The 15,762-nt window shown below is 63.8% G+C and carries 11 protein-coding genes; 4 read left to right on the top strand and 7 right to left on the bottom strand.

Translation table 11 applies throughout. From position 1 onward, the window contains the following. Nucleotides 1-84: 84 nt before the first annotated feature. The 5 genes from ACIQYU_RS18815 to ACIQYU_RS18795 all read right to left on the bottom strand — a co-directional run bounded on the left by ACIQYU_RS18815 (nucleotide 85) and on the right by ACIQYU_RS18795 (nucleotide 5,539). Entirely contained in the window at nucleotides 85-1,257 is a 1,173-nt protein-coding gene (locus ACIQYU_RS18815) for an MFS transporter (RefSeq protein ID WP_402801462.1), read from the bottom strand. Beyond that, the gene (locus ACIQYU_RS18810) at nucleotides 1,254-2,246 is read right to left on the bottom strand and encodes a TIGR03571 family LLM class oxidoreductase (protein ID WP_402801432.1); all 993 of its coding nucleotides are present in this window, start codon (nucleotides 2,244-2,246) and stop codon (nucleotides 1,254-1,256) included. Before ACIQYU_RS18810 ends, ACIQYU_RS18815 begins: the two co-directional genes overlap by 4 nt. A gap of 4 nt (nucleotides 2,247-2,250) precedes the next feature. Then, nucleotides 2,251-3,054, bottom strand: a complete 804-nt coding sequence (gene dkgB, locus ACIQYU_RS18805; RefSeq protein ID WP_063914060.1) for a 2,5-didehydrogluconate reductase DkgB — start codon at nucleotides 3,052-3,054, stop codon at nucleotides 2,251-2,253. A gap of 354 nt (nucleotides 3,055-3,408) precedes the next feature. Then, nucleotides 3,409-3,903, bottom strand: a complete 495-nt coding sequence (locus tag ACIQYU_RS18800; RefSeq protein ID WP_063914061.1) for a DUF934 domain-containing protein — start codon at nucleotides 3,901-3,903, stop codon at nucleotides 3,409-3,411. Next, complete coding sequence (locus tag ACIQYU_RS18795) at nucleotides 3,887-5,539, bottom strand: nitrite/sulfite reductase (protein ID WP_207837432.1); 1,653 nt, start codon at nucleotides 5,537-5,539, stop codon at nucleotides 3,887-3,889. The genes ACIQYU_RS18800 and ACIQYU_RS18795 overlap by 17 nt, the downstream gene beginning before the upstream one ends. A gap of 213 nt (nucleotides 5,540-5,752) precedes the next feature. Here ACIQYU_RS18795 and ACIQYU_RS18790 point away from each other — a divergent pair, with 213 nt between their 5' ends. After that, nucleotides 5,753-6,829 (top strand): ABC transporter substrate-binding protein, encoded by a 1,077-nt coding sequence (locus tag ACIQYU_RS18790; protein ID WP_207837429.1) that lies wholly within the window; start codon nucleotides 5,753-5,755, stop codon nucleotides 6,827-6,829. A gap of 290 nt (nucleotides 6,830-7,119) precedes the next feature. On the opposite strand, the gene ACIQYU_RS18785 is transcribed toward ACIQYU_RS18790, so the two are convergent. Both ACIQYU_RS18785 and metH read right to left on the bottom strand, forming a co-directional pair. Further along, nucleotides 7,120-7,335 carry a DUF2970 domain-containing protein gene (locus tag ACIQYU_RS18785; RefSeq protein WP_003256398.1) on the bottom strand — a complete coding sequence of 72 codons (216 nt, stop codon included), beginning with the start codon at nucleotides 7,333-7,335 and terminating at the stop codon, nucleotides 7,120-7,122. Nucleotides 7,336-7,506: 171 nt separating this feature from the next. Beyond that, nucleotides 7,507-11,214, bottom strand: coding sequence for a methionine synthase (gene metH / locus ACIQYU_RS18780; protein WP_207837427.1), 3,708 nt, complete (start codon nucleotides 11,212-11,214; stop codon nucleotides 7,507-7,509). Between the two features lie 184 nt (nucleotides 11,215-11,398). Between metH and ACIQYU_RS18775 the strand changes: the two genes are divergently transcribed. From ACIQYU_RS18775 to nfuA, 3 genes are all read left to right on the top strand, one after another. After that, nucleotides 11,399-13,699, top strand: a complete 2,301-nt coding sequence (locus tag ACIQYU_RS18775; RefSeq protein WP_233687899.1) for a fatty acid cis/trans isomerase — start codon at nucleotides 11,399-11,401, stop codon at nucleotides 13,697-13,699. 235 nt (nucleotides 13,700-13,934) lie between these two features. Next, nucleotides 13,935-14,969 carry an acyltransferase gene (locus tag ACIQYU_RS18770; protein ID WP_207837423.1) on the top strand — a complete coding sequence of 345 codons (1,035 nt, stop codon included), beginning with the start codon at nucleotides 13,935-13,937 and terminating at the stop codon, nucleotides 14,967-14,969. Between the two features lie 58 nt (nucleotides 14,970-15,027). Next, a complete protein-coding gene (nfuA, locus tag ACIQYU_RS18765; protein ID WP_003250416.1) occupies nucleotides 15,028-15,612 on the top strand; it encodes a Fe-S biogenesis protein NfuA in 585 nt (194 codons plus the stop codon). The last annotated feature ends 150 nt before the right edge of the window (nucleotides 15,613-15,762 follow it).

Genomic DNA, 15,762 nt, shown 5'->3' with positions numbered 1-15,762 from the left:
AATTCAGATCGGTCGAGAAAGCTTGCGCAATCCCTGTGGGGGATCGCCCAGTCCTTTGGGCTGCGCTCCCACAGGGGGACTCTATCAGGCTGCGTCGGCTGCGGCTTTCCCGGCGACCTTGCTACGGCCACCCAGCCACACCAGCAGCAGCCCGGCAGCCGCCAGCACGCCACCGGCCATCGGCACGGCCGCAAAGCCCAGATCCAGGCTGATCACCGCACCACCCAGCGCCGCGCCCAAGGCGTTGCCCAGGTTGAACGCGCCGACGTTGATCGACGAGGCCAGCCCCGGTGCTTCGATGGCGGCGATCATCACCCGCATCTGCAGCGGCGGTACCACGGCGAAGGTGAACATGCCCCACACCAGCAAGGCGATGGCGGCGCCGATGTGGCTGCCCAGTACCAGCGGCATCAGCAGCATGATCACTGCCAGTGCCGCGAGGACGATCCGCGCCGCACCCTCCAGCGACCAGTCGGCCAGGCGGCCACCCAGGCTGTTGCCCAGGGTGAAGCCGATACCGATCAGCACCAGGCCCAGGGTGACGAAGCTGTCCGAGGCGCCGGTCAGTTCGGCCAGTACCGGTGCCACGTAGGTGTACAAGGTGAACATGGCGCCGGCACCGAGCACGGTGGTGGCCATTGCCAGCAGCACGCTGGGGCGGGCAATGACCGCCAGCTCCTTGCGTACATGCGGCACGCTGCCGCGTTCACCCTTGGGCAGGGCGTACCACAGCGCGGCCATGGCCAGCAGGCCCAGCACGGCGGTACCGGCAAAGTCCATGCGCCAGCCGACCTGCTGGCCGATCCAGGTGGCGGCCGGCACGCCGCCGATATTGGCGATGGTCAGGCCCATGAACATGGTGGCCACGGCACTGGCCTGTTTCTCCTTGGGCACCACACTGGCGGCCACCACCGCGCCAAGGCCGAAGAATGCGCCGTGGTTGAGGCTGGTGACCAATCGCGAGGCGAGCAGGGTGTAGTAGTCCGGTGACAGCGACGACAGCAGGTTGCCGAGGGTGAAGATGGCCATCAGTGCCATCAGTGCGGCGCGCTTGCCGAAACGGCTGAACAGCAGGGTCATGATCGGCGCGCCGACCATCACACCAATGGCGTAGGCGGTAATCAGCATGCCGGCGCTGGGGATGCTGACGTCGACACCTTGGGCGATCACCGGCAGCAGGCCCATCGGCGTGAACTCGGTGGTGCCGATGCCGAAGGCACCGATGGCCAGGGCAAACAGGACGCGCCCGGCGTTCATTGCGCGTGCTCCGGCGCGGCCAACTCGGTCAATGGGCATGGGGTGGCCTCCGTCAGTTTGACTGGTGTCTCATGGAACTGTGGCAGTACGTATTCGGCGATTTCGTGCAGGGTTTCGTCCAGCGGTCGCACGTTACGCCGCAGGTGCAGGCCGATATGGTCGACGCCCGCCGCGCGCAGGGCGCCGAGCTCGGCCGCCAGTGCCTTGCGGCCACCGCGAAAACCGAAGCGCCAGCGTTGCAGCGGTTCGTCGGGGTTGTCCGCCAGGTCCAGGTGGATGAAGCTGCTGTAGGGCTTGTCGCCCGCCACCGCGCGCCAGGCGGCGACCCGCCGGCGGTGGTCATCCGGCGTGCCGGGGTAGGCCAGGCAGCCGTCCAGGTTGCTGCCGATCCATGCCGGGCTTTGCTGGGCCAGGCCGGCTACCAGCAGCGGCAGCGGCGAGGCGGTGCCGGGTAATACGGCCAGTCCTTCGGGCAGGTGGCCGTTGGCACCATCACGCAGCAGCGCGACCTGTTGGCGGAATGCGTTGCCGCGCCCCTCGAAATCCCGACCGAACAGCGGGTATTCCACCGGCCGGTCACCACTGGCCACGCCCAGCAGCAGGCGATTGCCGCTGAGGCGCTGCACACTATTGGCCGACTTCAGGGTCAGCAGCGGTTCGCGAATCGGCAGCACCACGGCAGCCGTGCCGAGCAGGATGTCGCGGGTTACCCCGGCCAGGTAGCCGAGGTAGGCAAACATCTCGAACACCTGGGCGGCGTCGCCGAACGACGGGTCATACAGCGGCACATCGCGGATCCACAGGGCGCGGTAGCCCAGGCGGTCGGCCAGTTGTGCCAGTTCTGCGTGGCGGGCCAGGTCCGGCTCGCCGAACTGGCGGCCGTCGCGGCGCCGTGCCTGTTCACCGGCGGGCGTCCAGTCGTGGTCCAGCGGCGCTTCCAGGCCGACACTGAAGCCGCCAGCGGTCAGGCGTTCGAGGGGTGTGGTCATGGCATCAATCCCAGATTGGCGCCAGGCCGTCAGGGCTGACTTCGCGGCCATTGCGCTCGAGCTTGGCGATGCGTGCCATGTCGTCGGCGTCCAGCTTCAGGTCACGGGCGAGCAGGTTGCTGGCCAGGTTTTCGCGTTTGGTCGACGACGGGATCACCGCGTAGCCCAGCTGCAGGGCCCAGGCCAGGGCAACCTGGGCGACGGTGGCCTTGTGCTTGGCGGCGATGTCGGCCAGTACCGGGTCTTTCAGGACCTTGCCGTAAGCCAGGGTCATGTACGAGGTGACGGTGACGCCTTGCTCCTTGAGGAACGCGGTCAGCTTGCTGTTCTGCAGGTACGGGCTGAGCTCGATCTGGTTGGTGGCGATTTCGCCTTTGCCGACCACTTCGATGGCCTGGCGGGTCAGTTCGATGTTGAAGTTGGATACACCGATCTGGCGAGTCAGGCCGAGCTTCTTGGCTTCGGCCAGGGCGGCCATGTATTCGGGCAGTTCAACGCCGTTGCCTGGGGCTGGCCAGTGGATCAGCAGCAGGTCGACGTAGTCGGTGCGCAGTTTCTGCAGGCTCTCGCGCAGGCTGGGGATCAGCTTGTCCGCGGCGTAGTTTTCAATCCAGATCTTGGTGGTGATGAACAGTTCGTCGCGCTTGACGCCGCTTTCGGCGATAGCCTGGCCAACGTCGGCTTCGTTCTTGTAGATCTGCGCGGTGTCGATGACCCGGTAGCCCAGTTCCAGGGCCGACTTGACGGAATCGATGACGGCCTGGCCGGTGAGGCGGAAGGTGCCGAGGCCGAAGGATGGAATGCTCATGGATCTGCTCCTGATGCGTAAGGGGTGAACCGAACCGAGCCTGGTCGCTCGGGTTCGATCGCTTTTCGTGTGGGGAGCAGTGTGCGGCTTTGAGGGGGATTGATTAAGGTGGGGCGGGGCCAAGGTCATTTGACCGGGAGGCAAGAATAGGCCGTTGTGTCGTGACTGTTGCTGCAGGAATGCAGGGTAAGCCTGACCCGGCCTCTTCGCGGGTGAACCCGCTCCCACAGGTACTGCACCGTTCCTGAGTGCGGCGCAGACCCTGTGGGAGCGGGTTCACCCGCGAAGAGGCCGGTACAGGAAAACGAAACAGCCCGCCATGAAGGCGGGCCGTTTGGCATTGCAAGGCGACAATCAGCGGCGGCGGAACAGCGGCAGCGGCTCGTCGGTGGCGGCCTGGTAGGTCACCGAGAAGTCCTTCAGGCTTTGCAGCGCGTCTTCCGGGTCCTTGTCGGCACGGATGGCGAACGCGTCAAAACCGCAACGGGCCATGAAGAACAGCTGGTCGCGCAGCACGTCGCCAATGGCGCGCAGCTCGCCCTTGAACTTGTAGCGGTCACGCAGCAGGCGCGCATTGGAGTAGTTGCGCCCGTCGGTGAACGCCGGGAAGTTCAGCGCGATGACCTGGAAGTGATGTACGTCCTCGCCGATTTCTTCCGCCTGCTCATCGCTGTCCAGCCACACGCCCAGGCCGCCGTCGCGGGCCTTGAGTACGTGGGCATGGTCGCGCCACATCTGCAGCGGGACGATGTAGTCGTCGCAGTTGGTCAGCTCGTCAAAGGACGTTTCCTTGGGCAGCAGGTGCCAGGTTTCGTCGACGATCTGGTTGTTCTTAATGATTCGCTGCATAGACGCGTTCCTTGAAGGGGTCGATGCCGATACGCTGGTAGGTGTCGATGAAACGCTCTTCCTCGGTACGTTGCTCGACGTACACGGCGATCAGCTTCTCGATCACATCGGCCATGTCTTCCTGGGCGAAGGACGGGCCGAGGATCTTGCCCAGGCTCGCGCCACGCGCGGCATTGCCGCCCAGCGACACCTGGTAGAACTCCTCGCCCTTCTTGTCCACGCCAAGGATGCCGATGTGGCCCACGTGGTGGTGGCCGCAGGCGTTCATGCAGCCGGAGATGTTCAGGTCGATTTCGCCGATGTCGAACAGGTAGTCCAGGTCGTCGAAGCGGCGCTGGATGGATTCGGCGATCGGGATCGACTTGGCGTTGGCCAGCGAGCAGTAGTCACCACCCGGGCAGCAGATGATGTCGGTCAGCAGGCCGATGTTCGGGGTGGCGAAGCCGCTTTCGCGCAGTTCCAGCCACAGGGCGTGCAGCTGGCGCTGCTCGACATCGGCAAGGATGATGTTCTGCTCGTGCGAAGTGCGCAGGAAGCCGAAGCTGTAGCGCTCGGCCAGGTCGGCCACGGCGTCCAGCTGCTTGTCGGTCAGGTCGCCCGGGGCAACGCCGGTGGGCTTCAGCGACAGGGTCACGGCCACGTAACCAGGGCGCTTGTGAGCGCGGGTGTTGCGCGAGCGCCAGCGGGCGAAGCCTGGGTACTCGGCGTCCTGGGCGGTGTAATCGACGTTGTCCAGGGCCAGGTAGGCCGGGTCGACGAAGTGGCGCGACACACGCTGCACTTCGGCTTCGGTCAGGGTGGTGCTGCCGCCACGCAGGTGGACCATTTCGGCCTCGACCTTCTCGGCGAACACTTCCGGGGTAAGGGCCTTGACCAGGATCTTGATCCGCGCCTTGTACTTGTTGTCACGGCGACCGTAACGGTTGTACACGCGCAGGATGGCGTCGAGGTAGCTGATCAGGTCTTGCCACGGCAGGAATTCGTTGATGAACGAGCCCACCACCGGGGTACGGCCCAGGCCGCCACCGACCAGCACGCGGAAGCCCAGTTCACCAGCGGCATTGCGCACCGGCTCCAGGCCGATGTCGTGCACTTCGATGGCGGCGCGGTCTTCCTGCGAGCCGTTGATGGCAATCTTGAACTTGCGCGGCAGGTAGGCGAATTCCGGGTGGAAGGTGGTCCACTGGCGGACGATTTCGCACCACGGGCGCGGGTCGACGATTTCGTCTGCGGCCACGCCGGCGAACTGGTCGGTGGTGGTGTTGCGCAGGCAGTTGCCGCTGGTCTGGATCGCGTGCATCTGCACGGTGGCCAGTTCGGCGAGGATGTCCGGGATGTCTTCCAGCGCCGGCCAGTTGAATTGCACGTTCTGGCGGGTGGAGATATGGGCGTAGCCCTTGTCGTAGTCGCGGGCGATCTTGGCCAGCGTACGGACCTGGGTGGCGTTCAGCTGGCCGTACGGCACGGCGACACGCAGCATCGGCGCGAAACGCTGGATGTAAAGGCCGTTCTGCAGGCGCAGAGGGCGGAATTCTTCTTCGCTCAGCTCACCGGCCAGATAGCGGCGGGTCTGATCACGGAACTGCTTGACGCGGTCCTCGATGATCCGCTGATCGTACTCGTCGTATACGTACATAAAAGTCCTGTCTCAGGCATGCAGCTATTCGCGCGCACGGCCGCGCACTCCGCTTCGGAGCCGAGGAACGATAGCAGGTTGTGTTTATGCGCTAAAGTGATGTTTTTGCATATGAAAAGAACCAAATGGACTATGTGAGACTGACTGCCATTTGTGCGCTTGGAGTGGCCTGGCGTTTATAATCCGCTGTTTGCTTCGCAGGGATTTCAGCCCATGCTCAAGGCGTTGTGCCATAGCTTGTGTCTTGCCTTGCCGCTGGCGGCAAGCGCGCAGCCGGCTTCGGTGGTTTTCCTCAACCCGGGGCTGTCCTCCGAGACGTTCTGGACCAGTTATACCCGCTTCATGCAGGCCGCCGCGGACGAGCTGGGCATGACCCTGCGCGTGGAATACAGCGAGCGCCGCGCCGACCTGGCGCTGACCCAGGCCAAGGCGATCCTGAGCGGGCCGCAGCGGCCGGATTACCTGGTGCTGGTCAACGAGCAGTACGTCGCGCCGGAGATCATCCGCCTGTCGCGTGGCAGCGGGGTCAAGCTGTTCCTGGTCAACAACGGCCTGACTGCCAGCCAGGCCCGTAGCATCGAGGCCCAGCCCGACAAGTATGCCGAGCTGCTGGGCACCTTGACGGCCAACGACGAGCAGGCGGGCTTCCAGATGTTGCACCAGATGGTCGCGCAGTTGCCCCGCGACAGTGGGCCGGTGGACCTGGTGGCCTTTGCCGGGGTCAAGACCACACCGGCCTCGCAGCTGCGCGAGGAAGGCATGCGCCGCGCCCTGGCCGATTTCCCCCAGGTGCGTTTGCGTCAGGTGGTGTATGGCGGCTGGAGCCGTCAGCGCGCCTACGAGCAGGCGCAGCAGCTGCTGGAGCGCTACCCGGCTACCCGCCTGGTGTGGTCGGCCAATGACGAGATGGCCTTTGGTGCCATGCAGGCGTTCGAGGAGGCGGGGCGCAAGCCGGGGCGCGATGTGCTGTTCAGCGCCATCAACAGCTCGCCCGCTGCCCTGCGGGCACGTATCGACGGGCGTCTGAGCGTGCTGATGGGCGGGCATTTCACCCTCGGCGGTTGGGCCATGGTGATGCTTCACGATGACGCCCAGGGGCTGGCGGTGAACCGCGACGGTCTGCGCGAGCATCGCACGCCGGTGTTGCAGCCGATCGACCAGGCCAAGGCGAAGCATTGGCTGAAACTGCTGGAACGGGCCGACTACGGCGTCGATTTCCAGCAGTACAGCGCCGAAGGGCGGCCGCCCGGCTATCAGTACCCCTTTCTGACGTCACCGATCAATTATTGAAAGACCCTGCTTGAGGGAAGGGCATTGCTCGTCTTAACTGCTGGTGGTGAAGTGCATTCCCATAACCACTACAAGAGGCAATGCAATGGGAAACTCAACCAAGGTCCGCAAAGCTGACAGCAGCGTCGATGCCTGGGCGATCCTCTGCCTGATCGTTCTGGTGGTGGTCACTGCCGTGTATTGGGTCAGCCACCAGTAGACTTGTATTCAAGACCGTGATGCAGCCAGAGCGCCTGCGGGAGGGAGTCCCGCGGGCGTTTTTGCTTTGCCTGTGCCGGCCTCTTCGCGGGCTAGCGAGCCAGGTGCAGGGCCAACTGCACCAGGCCGATCAATACGGCTATGAACACCAGGGTGAACAGCGTCCCCAGCGCAATGAAATGGCTGGCCTTGCCGTGGGTGAAGTCGCGGGCGCGGTTCTTGCCGCTTTGCACGCCGAAGGCGGCAGCGAGGATGCTGTGCAGCATCTGCCAGAAGGTCGGGGGTTTGCCCTGGCTGGAATCGTCCATGGTGGCTCCTGAGGAAATCAGAGGCAATCAGGGACAGTGTAGGCAATGAGATCGAGGTTGGCTTTGCCGGCCTCTTCGCGGGCTCGCCCGCTCCCACAGGTATGTCACCGGACCTGAGGCCTGTGTCGTACCTGTGGGAGCGGGCAAGCCCGCGAAGAAGCCAACGCGGTCTTAGCTATCGTACCCGAGGTTAGGCGCCAACCAGCGCTCGCTCACGCTCACATCCTGGCCTTTGCGCGCGCTGTAACGCTCGATCTGGTCCTTGTCGACCTTGCCCACGGCAAAGTACTGCGCCTGCGGGTGGGCAAAGTACCAGCCGCTGACCGCCGCCGCCGGGAACATCGCGAAGTGATCGGTGAGGAACACACCGCTCGGCCCGGTCTCGCCGATGGCAGTGCCATCAAGCAGGCGGAACAGGGTTTCCTTCTCGGTGTGGTCCGGGCAGGCCGGGTAGCCGGGAGCCGGGCGAATGCCGCGGTACTGCTCCTTGATCAGCGCTTCGTTGTCCAGGTGTTCGTCGCGGGCATAACCCCAGTGCTCTTTACGCACCTGCTCGTGCAACCATTCGGCACAGGCCTCGGCCAGGCGGTCGGCCAGGGCCTTGACCATGATCGAGCTGTAGTCGTCGCCCTTGTCCTGATAGGCCTTGGCCACTTCCTCGGCACCGATGCCAGCGGTGGTGATGAAACCACCGACATAATCGGTGACACCACTGGCCTTCGGCGCGACGAAGTCGGCCAGCGACCAGTTGGGCTTGCCGTCCGGCTTGATGGTCTGCTGGCGCAGGTGGTGCAGGGTGGCCAGTGCCTGGCCGTTGTCGCCATAGACTTCGATGTCGTCATCGGCCACCTGGTTGGCCGGCCAGAAGCCGAACACCGCTCGGGCACTGATCAGTTTTTCGTCGATCAGCTTGTCGAGCATCTCGCGGGCATCCTTGTACAGCGCCGTGGCAGCCTCGCCGACCACTTCGTCGGTGAGGATGCGCGGGAACTTGCCAGCCAGGTCCCAGGAGATGAAGAACGGGGTCCAGTCGATGTACTCGGCCAAGGTGCGCAGGTCGATGTCTTCCAGCACCTTGACGCCGGTGAAGGAGGGTACCGCTGGCTGGTAGCCAGCCCAGTCGTACTGCGGCTTGGCGGCGATGGCCTGGGCGTAGCTCAGGCGCTCGGTGCGGGCACTGCGGTTGGCGGTGCGCTCGCGTACTTCTTCGTATTCCTGGCGGGTCTTTTCGACGAAGCCGGCTTTCAGCTCCTTGGACAGCAACTGGGTGGCAACGCCCACCGCACGCGAGGCGTCGGTGACGTAGACCACGGCGTCGTTGCTGTACTTGGGCTCGATCTTGACCGCGGTGTGCGCCTTGGAGGTGGTGGCGCCGCCGATCATCAGCGGCAACTGGAAGCCCTGGCGCTGCATTTCGCGGGCAACGTGGACCATTTCGTCCAGTGACGGCGTGATCAGGCCGGACAGGCCGATGATGTCGCACTTCTCGTCGCGGGCGGTTTGCAGGATCTTCTCGGCCGGCACCATCACGCCAAGGTCGACGATGTCGTAGCCGTTACAGCCCAGCACCACGCCGACGATGTTCTTGCCGATGTCGTGCACGTCGCCTTTTACCGTGGCCATCAGGATCTTGCCCTTGGCTTCCGGCTTGTCGCCTTTCTCGGCTTCGATGAACGGGATCAGGTGTGCTACCGCCTGTTTCATCACGCGGGCCGACTTCACCACCTGGGGCAGGAACATCTTGCCCGCGCCGAACAGGTCGCCGACCACGTTCATGCCATTCATCAGCGGGCCTTCGATCACCTCGATCGGGCGTGCGCACTGCTGGCGGCATTCTTCGGTGTCTTCGACGATGAACGCGGTGATGCCCTTGACCAGCGCGTGCTCCAGGCGTTTTTCCACCGGCAGCGAGCGCCACTCTTCGTTTTCCACTTCCTTGGTTGCGCCGCCGCCCTTGTAGTCGTCGGCGATGGCCAGCAGCGCGTCGGTGCCATGCGGGGTACGGTTGAGCACCACGTCCTCGACCTTTTCACGCAGTGCAGCCGGGATTTCGTCATAGATCTCCAGCTGGCCGGCGTTGACGATACCCATGGTCAGGCCGTTCTGGATGGCGTGATACAGGAATACCGAGTGGATCGCCTCACGCACCGGGTTGTTGCCCCGGAACGAGAACGACACGTTGGACACACCGCCCGAACTCAGGGCGTGGGGCAGGTGGTCGCGGATGTAGGCACAGGCCTCGATGAAATCGACGGCGTAGTTGTTGTGCTCTTCGATGCCGGTGGCGACGGCGAAGATGTTCGGGTCGAAGATGATGTCTTCCGGCGGGAAGCCCACTTCGTTGACCAGGATGTCATAGCTGCGCTGGCAGATTTCCTTCTTGCGCGCGGCGGTATCGGCCTGGCCGACCTCGTCGAAGGCCATCACCACCACGGCAGCGCCATAGCGCTTGCACAGGCGGGCATGGTGCTTGAACTGCTCGACGCCTTCCTTCATGGAAATGGAGTTGACGATGCCCTTGCCCTGGATGCATTTCAGGCCGGCTTCGATCACTTCCCACTTGGACGAGTCGATCATGATCGGCACGCGCGAGATGTCCGGTTCGCCGGCGATCAGGTTGAGGAAACGGACCATGGCGGCCTGGGAGTCGAGCATCCCTTCGTCCATGTTGATGTCGATTACCTGGGCGCCGGCCTCGACCTGCTGCAGGGCGACTTCCAGGGCTTCGGTGTAGTTCTCTTCACGGATCAGCCGGGCGAACTTGGCGGAGCCGGTGATGTTGGTGCGCTCGCCGACGTTGACGAACAGCGACTGGCGGTCGATGGTGAACGGCTCCAGGCCCGACAGGCGGCAGGCCTTGGCGATTTCCGGAATCTCGCGCGGCTTGTACTTGGCCACGGCCTCGGCGATGGCCTGGATGTGGCCCGGGGTGGTGCCGCAGCAGCCGCCGATGATGTTGAGGAAGCCGCTGGCGGCGAATTCCTCGACCACCACGGCCATTTCCGCCGGGGTTTCGTCGTATTCACCGAAGGCGTTCGGCAGGCCGGCGTTGGGGTGGGCCGAGACATGGGTGTCGGCCTTGGTCGCCAGCTCTTCCAGGTACGGGCGCAGGTCCTTGGCGCCAAGGGCGCAGTTCAGGCCCACGGAAATCGGCTTGGCGTGGCGCACCGAGTTCCAGAACGCTTCGGTGGTCTGGCCCGACAGCGTACGGCCCGAGGCGTCGGTGATGGTGCCGGAGATCATGATCGGCAGTTCGATGCCGTCTTCCTCGAACACCTGCTGCACGGCGAAGATCGCCGCCTTGGCGTTGAGGGTGTCGAAAATGGTCTCGATCAGCAGCAGGTCGGCGCCGCCTTCGATCAGGCCGCGGGTAGCCTCGATGTAGTTCGTTACCAGCTCATCGAAGGTGACGTTGCGGTAGCCGGGGTCGTTGACGTCCGGGGAAATCGAGCAGGTGCGGCTGGTAGGGCCGAGCACGCCGGCGACGAAGCGCGGCTTGTCCGGGGTTTCCAGGGTCTTGGCATCGGCCACCTGGCGGGCGATGCGCGCGCCCTCGACGTTCAGCTCGTAAACCAGCGATTCCATGCCATAGTCGGCCTGGGAAATCTGCGTGGCGTTGAAGGTGTTGGTTTCGAGAATATCGGCGCCGGCATCCAGGTAGGCCTTCTCGATGGCGGCGATCACGTCCGGGCGGCTGAGCAGCAACAGGTCGTTGTTACCCTTGACATCGCTTGGCCAATCGGCGAAACGCGTGCCACGATAGTCGTGTTCCTCGAGGCGGTAGCTTTGGATCATAGTACCCATGCCGCCGTCGAGGATCAGGATGCGCTCTTTGAGTGCGTTCTGGAGTGCTTGGAGACGAGCGCTGCGGTCGGACATAGGAACTACCTGGTCGGGCAAATTTCAGAAGGTGCAGAATCATAACAAAGCTGCGCAGATTTTAGGCACATCGCCCATTTGCATGAAAATGGCTCATGTTGGGCGGGCGTCGGCAAGGCACGGCACCCCAAGGACGACCAGTCAACAAATCGTGATGGCTTTCAATACCCAGGACTTTCCGCACATGGTGCATCGTATTCTTGCCGGCGTTTTCGCCCTGCTCATCAGCAGTGTGGCGTTCGGGCAAGCCCCCCAGTCGAGCCCGGCTGTTTCCTACACCCGGGACATTCAACCGATCTTCACCGAGAAATGCGTGGCCTGCCACGCCTGCAACGACGCCGCCTGCCAGCTGAAGCTGGAAAGCCCTGAAGGCGCGGTGCGCGGGGCCAGCAAGGTCCCGGTGTACCAGGGCGAGCGCAGCAAGGCAGTGCCTACCACGCGGCTGTTCTACGACGCCCACAGCGAGGGCGAATGGCGCAAGAAGGGTTTCTACTCGGTGCTCGACAACCAGGGCAGCCAGGCCGCGCTGATGGCGCGCATGCTCGAGCTGGGGCACAAGACCCCGCTCACGCCCAACGCCAAGCTGCCCGAGGAAATTGTCCTGGGCCTGAACCGCAACAACATGTGCCCGTTGCCGCATGAGTTCGATGCCTATGCCGGTGCCCATCCCAAGGAAGGCATGCCGCTGGCGGTGACCGGGCTGACCGACAAGGAATACGACACCATGCGCCGCTGGCTGGCCGCCGGTGCGCCGGTCGAGTACCAGTCGATCAAGCCGAGCGCGGCCGAAGCCAAGCAGATCGCCGACTGGGAAGAGCTGCTCAACCGCCCGGGTTCCACCGAGGCACTGGTTGGCCGTTGGCTGTACGAGCACCTGTTCCTGGCGCATATCTACTTCGTCGGTGGCGAGCAGGGCCACTTCTTCCAGTGGGTACGTTCGCGCACCCCGAGCGGCCAGCCGGTCGACCTGATCGCCACGCGCCGCCCCAACGACCCGCCGGGCACCGACTTCTATTACCGGCTGGTCCCGGTGCAGGGCGTGATCGTGCACAAGACGCACATCACCTACCCGATGGGGCCGCAGAAGCTCAAGCGGGTCAAGCAACTGTTCTATGCCGGTGACTGGCATGCCACTGCACTGCCAGGCTATGGCCCGCGCCACCGGGCCAACCCGTTCGAAACCTTCGAAGCGATCCCGGCAGTGGCGCGCTACCAGTTCATGCTGGATAACGCCGAGTACTTCGTGCGCACCTTCATCCGTGGCCCGGTATGCCGTGGGCAGATTGCCACTGACGTGATCCGCGACAACTTCTGGGCATTGTTCCAGGAGCCGGCCCACGACCGCTACATTACCGATGCCAAGTACCGTGGCGAGGCCACGCCGCTGCTGGCCATGCCTGGGCAGATCGATGACGTGGGCAGCGTGCTGAGTCTTTGGCACGCCTACCGCGACAAGCGCAACGAGTACGAAAAACTGCGTCGCGAAGCCTATGCCGACATGCCGGCGCCGGGCTGGGCGACGCTGTGGGCCGGTAACGACAACGCGTTGCTGAGCATCTTCCGCCACTTCGACAGCGCCTCGGTGACCAAGGGCCTGATCGGTGACGTGCCGCTGACCGTGTGGCTGTTCGACTACCCGTTGTTCGAGCGCACCTATTACCAGCTGGCGGTCAACTTCGATGTGTTCGGCAACGTCTCGCACCAGTTGCAGACGCGCCTTTACTTCGACCTGATCCGCAACGGCGCCGAGGTCAACTTCCTGCGCCTGATGCCGGCCGACCAGCGCAAGGCGATCCTCGGCGACTGGTACCAGAACAGCGGCAAGGTGAAGATGTGGATGGATTATGAAGACATCGACACCGACACCCCGAGCGGTATCCAGCTCGACCCGCGCAACCCCAAGCGCGACTTCGGCCTGAAGCTTCTGCAGCGTACCGGCAGCCTGAATGCTGCGCCTGACCCGATCAACCGCTGCCAGGGCGCGTTCTGTTCACGGCCGCAGGTGAGCGAAGAGTTCCGCAATGCCGAGCAGTCGCTCAGCCGCCTGGTGTCGCGCCCGGCTGCCGGGTTGAAGGTGATCAACCAGCTGCCCGAAGCGACCATGCTGCGCATCGAAGGGCAGGGCGGCCAGCGCCAGGTGTACAGCCTGCTGCGCAACCGCGCGCACAGCAACGTGGCGTTCCTGCTGGGCGAGGCGTACCGCTACCAGCCGGGGCTCGATACCCTGACCCTGTACCCCGGCGTGCTCAGCAGCTACCCCAACTTCATCTTCAACATCCCGACCAAGGATGTGCCGGAGTTCGTCGAGGACATGGAGTATGCGAAGGATGATGCGGCGAAGTTCGAGCGTATCGTCATGCGCTGGGGCGTGCGACGTAGTCACCCTGAGTTCTGGCGCTACTTCCATGACCTGAACAGCTTCATCAGGGAAACCGAGCCGGTCGAGGCGGGCGTGCTGGACATGAACCGCTACGAGAACCTCTGATCGGTCGGGCTGACCTTTCCGATTACCCTGCGGTCGGACTTGCTGGGTGGTCCTGATCGATTGCAAGGGGGCTGCTTTGCAGCCCTTCGCGGGTAAACCCGCTCCCACAGGTATGGCACCACTCTCGAGGTCAGCGCTAACCCTGTGGGAGCGGGTTTACCCGCGAACGAGCGCGTAGCGCTCGCCCCTGCATCCGAGCCTGGGCCTCAATGCACCGGCAATCGCAGGGTACTCCATGCTGTATTCGCTTCAGGCACTGCGGGCGTTCGCCGCCTGGGTGGTGGTCTGCCACCATTTCATGCAGATCTTCTTCGACTTCCATGCCACCGGCCCCATCGGCCAACTGCTCACCGACCGCGGCGCCGCAGGCGTCGATATCTTCTTCGTCATCAGCGGGCTGGTCATCTACCTGTCGACCTGCGACAAAGCCATCGAGCCCCGCCAGTTCCTGCTCAACCGGGCACTGCGTATCGTCCCGGCCTACTGGTTCTACACGGCGCTGATGGCAACCCTGCTGCTGGCCTTCAGCCAGTGGCTGCCGCACCAGGCATTCACCTGGCACCACCTGCTGTTGTCGCTGCTGTTCATCCCGGCGGAAAACCCTGGTGGCTACGGCTTGTACCCGACCCTGAACGTGGGCTGGACGCTGAACTTCGAGATGTTCTTCTACCTGCTGTTCGGCCTGGCTTTACTGGTGCGCCAGCGTCATCAGCAGCTACTGGTCACCGCCGCACTGCTGCTGGCCAGCGAGGTACTGGGCCGGCTGGGCGTGCTCAGCCGCTTCTACAGCAACGACATCATCTACGAGTTCCTGCTCGGCATCGGCCTGGGCGTGCTGCACCGTCGCGGGCTGATTCGCCATGGCCGCTGGCTGCCGTTGGCGTTGCTGGCGGTGGCAGGCCTGGCCATCTACCACCTGGACGCTTCCCGGCGTTTGCTGCACTGGGGCGTGCCGAGTGCAATGATCGTGCTGGCCTTCGTCGCCCTGGAGCCGCTGCTGCGCGGTAACCGGCTGCTCAAGGCGCTGGGCGACTGTTCGTACTCGGTGTACCTGATCCATGTGCTGGTGTTGTATGCCGGCTGGTTCGCCAGCCAGCGCCTGCAGTTGAACCCATACCTGGTGTTCGCCCTGTGCGTGCCGTCCATTGGACTAATGTCGTGGTTCAGCTACCAGTGGCTGGAGCGCGGCCTGTACCGGCGCATGCAGGCCTGGCTGGCGGCGCCACGGGGGCAGCCCCCTGAATATGCGCTTTCCCGAGTCAAATACTAGGACTTTGTTCGAAGGCCGGGTTGGCGTACACTTGGCCGCAAGTCTGTGAGGAACCTACATGAGCGCTATAACCATTACCGACGCCGCCCATGACTACCTGGCCGATCTGCTCTCCAAGCAGAATACGCCTGGCATCGGCATTCGCATTTTCATCACCCAGCCGGGCACCCAGTACGCCGAAACCTGCATTGCCTACTGCAAGCCGGGCGAAGAGAAGCCTGACGATACCGCCGTGGGTCTGAAGAGCTTCACCGCTTACCTGGACGCGGTCAGCGTACCGTTCCTGGAAGACGCACTGGTCGACTACGCCACCGACCGCATGGGTGGCCAGCTGACCATCAAGGCGCCGAATGCCAAGGTGCCGATGGTCAATGAAGACAGCCCGATCAACGAGCGCATCAACTATTACCTGCAGACCGAGATCAACCCTGGCCTGGCCAGCCACGGCGGCCAGGTGAGCCTGGTGGATGTGGTCGATGATGGCATTGCCGTGCTGCAGTTCGGTGGTGGTTGCCAGGGTTGCGGCCAGGCTGACGTGACCTTGAAGGAAGGTATCGAGCGCACCCTGCTCGAGCGTATTCCCGAGCTGAAGGGCGTGCGTGACGTGACTGACCACAGCCAGAAAGAGAACGCCTACTACTGAGGCTGACGCGCTCCTACAGGGATCGCGTTGAACCCACTTCCTTAGCAACAAAGTGTTACTGTTTCAACCCCTGCGACAACAGGCCGCAGCCCGTATTCAAAGGGCTGCAGCCGATCCTCGCCTTCGTCGGGTAGAACCCCTCGGGGTGTC

Origin of the sequence: Pseudomonas sp. NPDC096925, from assembly GCF_044762545.1 — a bacterium.
GTDB lineage: Bacteria > Pseudomonadota > Gammaproteobacteria > Pseudomonadales > Pseudomonadaceae > Aquipseudomonas.
The sequence above is the reverse complement of the archived record's forward strand: the minus strand, read 5'-3'. Positions and strand labels throughout refer to the sequence as shown.

What these genes read in the sequence shown, in the direction of transcription:
- ACIQYU_RS18770 (WP_207837423.1), top strand. Translation starts at nt 13,935, where the DNA reads ATGCTGTATTCGCTTCAGGCACTGCGGGCGTTCGCCGCCTGGGTGGTG.
- dkgB (WP_063914060.1), bottom strand. Translation starts at nt 3,054, where the DNA reads ATGAGCATTCCATCCTTCGGCCTCGGCACCTTCCGCCTCACCGGCCAG.
- ACIQYU_RS18815 (WP_402801462.1), bottom strand. Translation starts at nt 1,257, where the DNA reads ATGAACGCCGGGCGCGTCCTGTTTGCCCTGGCCATCGGTGCCTTCGGC.
- ACIQYU_RS18795 (WP_207837432.1), bottom strand. Translation starts at nt 5,539, where the DNA reads ATGTACGTATACGACGAGTACGATCAGCGGATCATCGAGGACCGCGTC.
- ACIQYU_RS18790 (WP_207837429.1), top strand. Translation starts at nt 5,753, where the DNA reads ATGCTCAAGGCGTTGTGCCATAGCTTGTGTCTTGCCTTGCCGCTGGCG.
- ACIQYU_RS18785 (WP_003256398.1), bottom strand. Translation starts at nt 7,335, where the DNA reads ATGGACGATTCCAGCCAGGGCAAACCCCCGACCTTCTGGCAGATGCTG.
- metH (WP_207837427.1), bottom strand. Translation starts at nt 11,214, where the DNA reads ATGTCCGACCGCAGCGCTCGTCTCCAAGCACTCCAGAACGCACTCAAA.
- nfuA (WP_003250416.1), top strand. Translation starts at nt 15,028, where the DNA reads ATGAGCGCTATAACCATTACCGACGCCGCCCATGACTACCTGGCCGAT.
- ACIQYU_RS18810 (WP_402801432.1), bottom strand. Translation starts at nt 2,246, where the DNA reads ATGACCACACCCCTCGAACGCCTGACCGCTGGCGGCTTCAGTGTCGGC.
- ACIQYU_RS18775 (WP_233687899.1), top strand. Translation starts at nt 11,399, where the DNA reads ATGGTGCATCGTATTCTTGCCGGCGTTTTCGCCCTGCTCATCAGCAGT.
- ACIQYU_RS18800 (WP_063914061.1), bottom strand. Translation starts at nt 3,903, where the DNA reads ATGCAGCGAATCATTAAGAACAACCAGATCGTCGACGAAACCTGGCAC.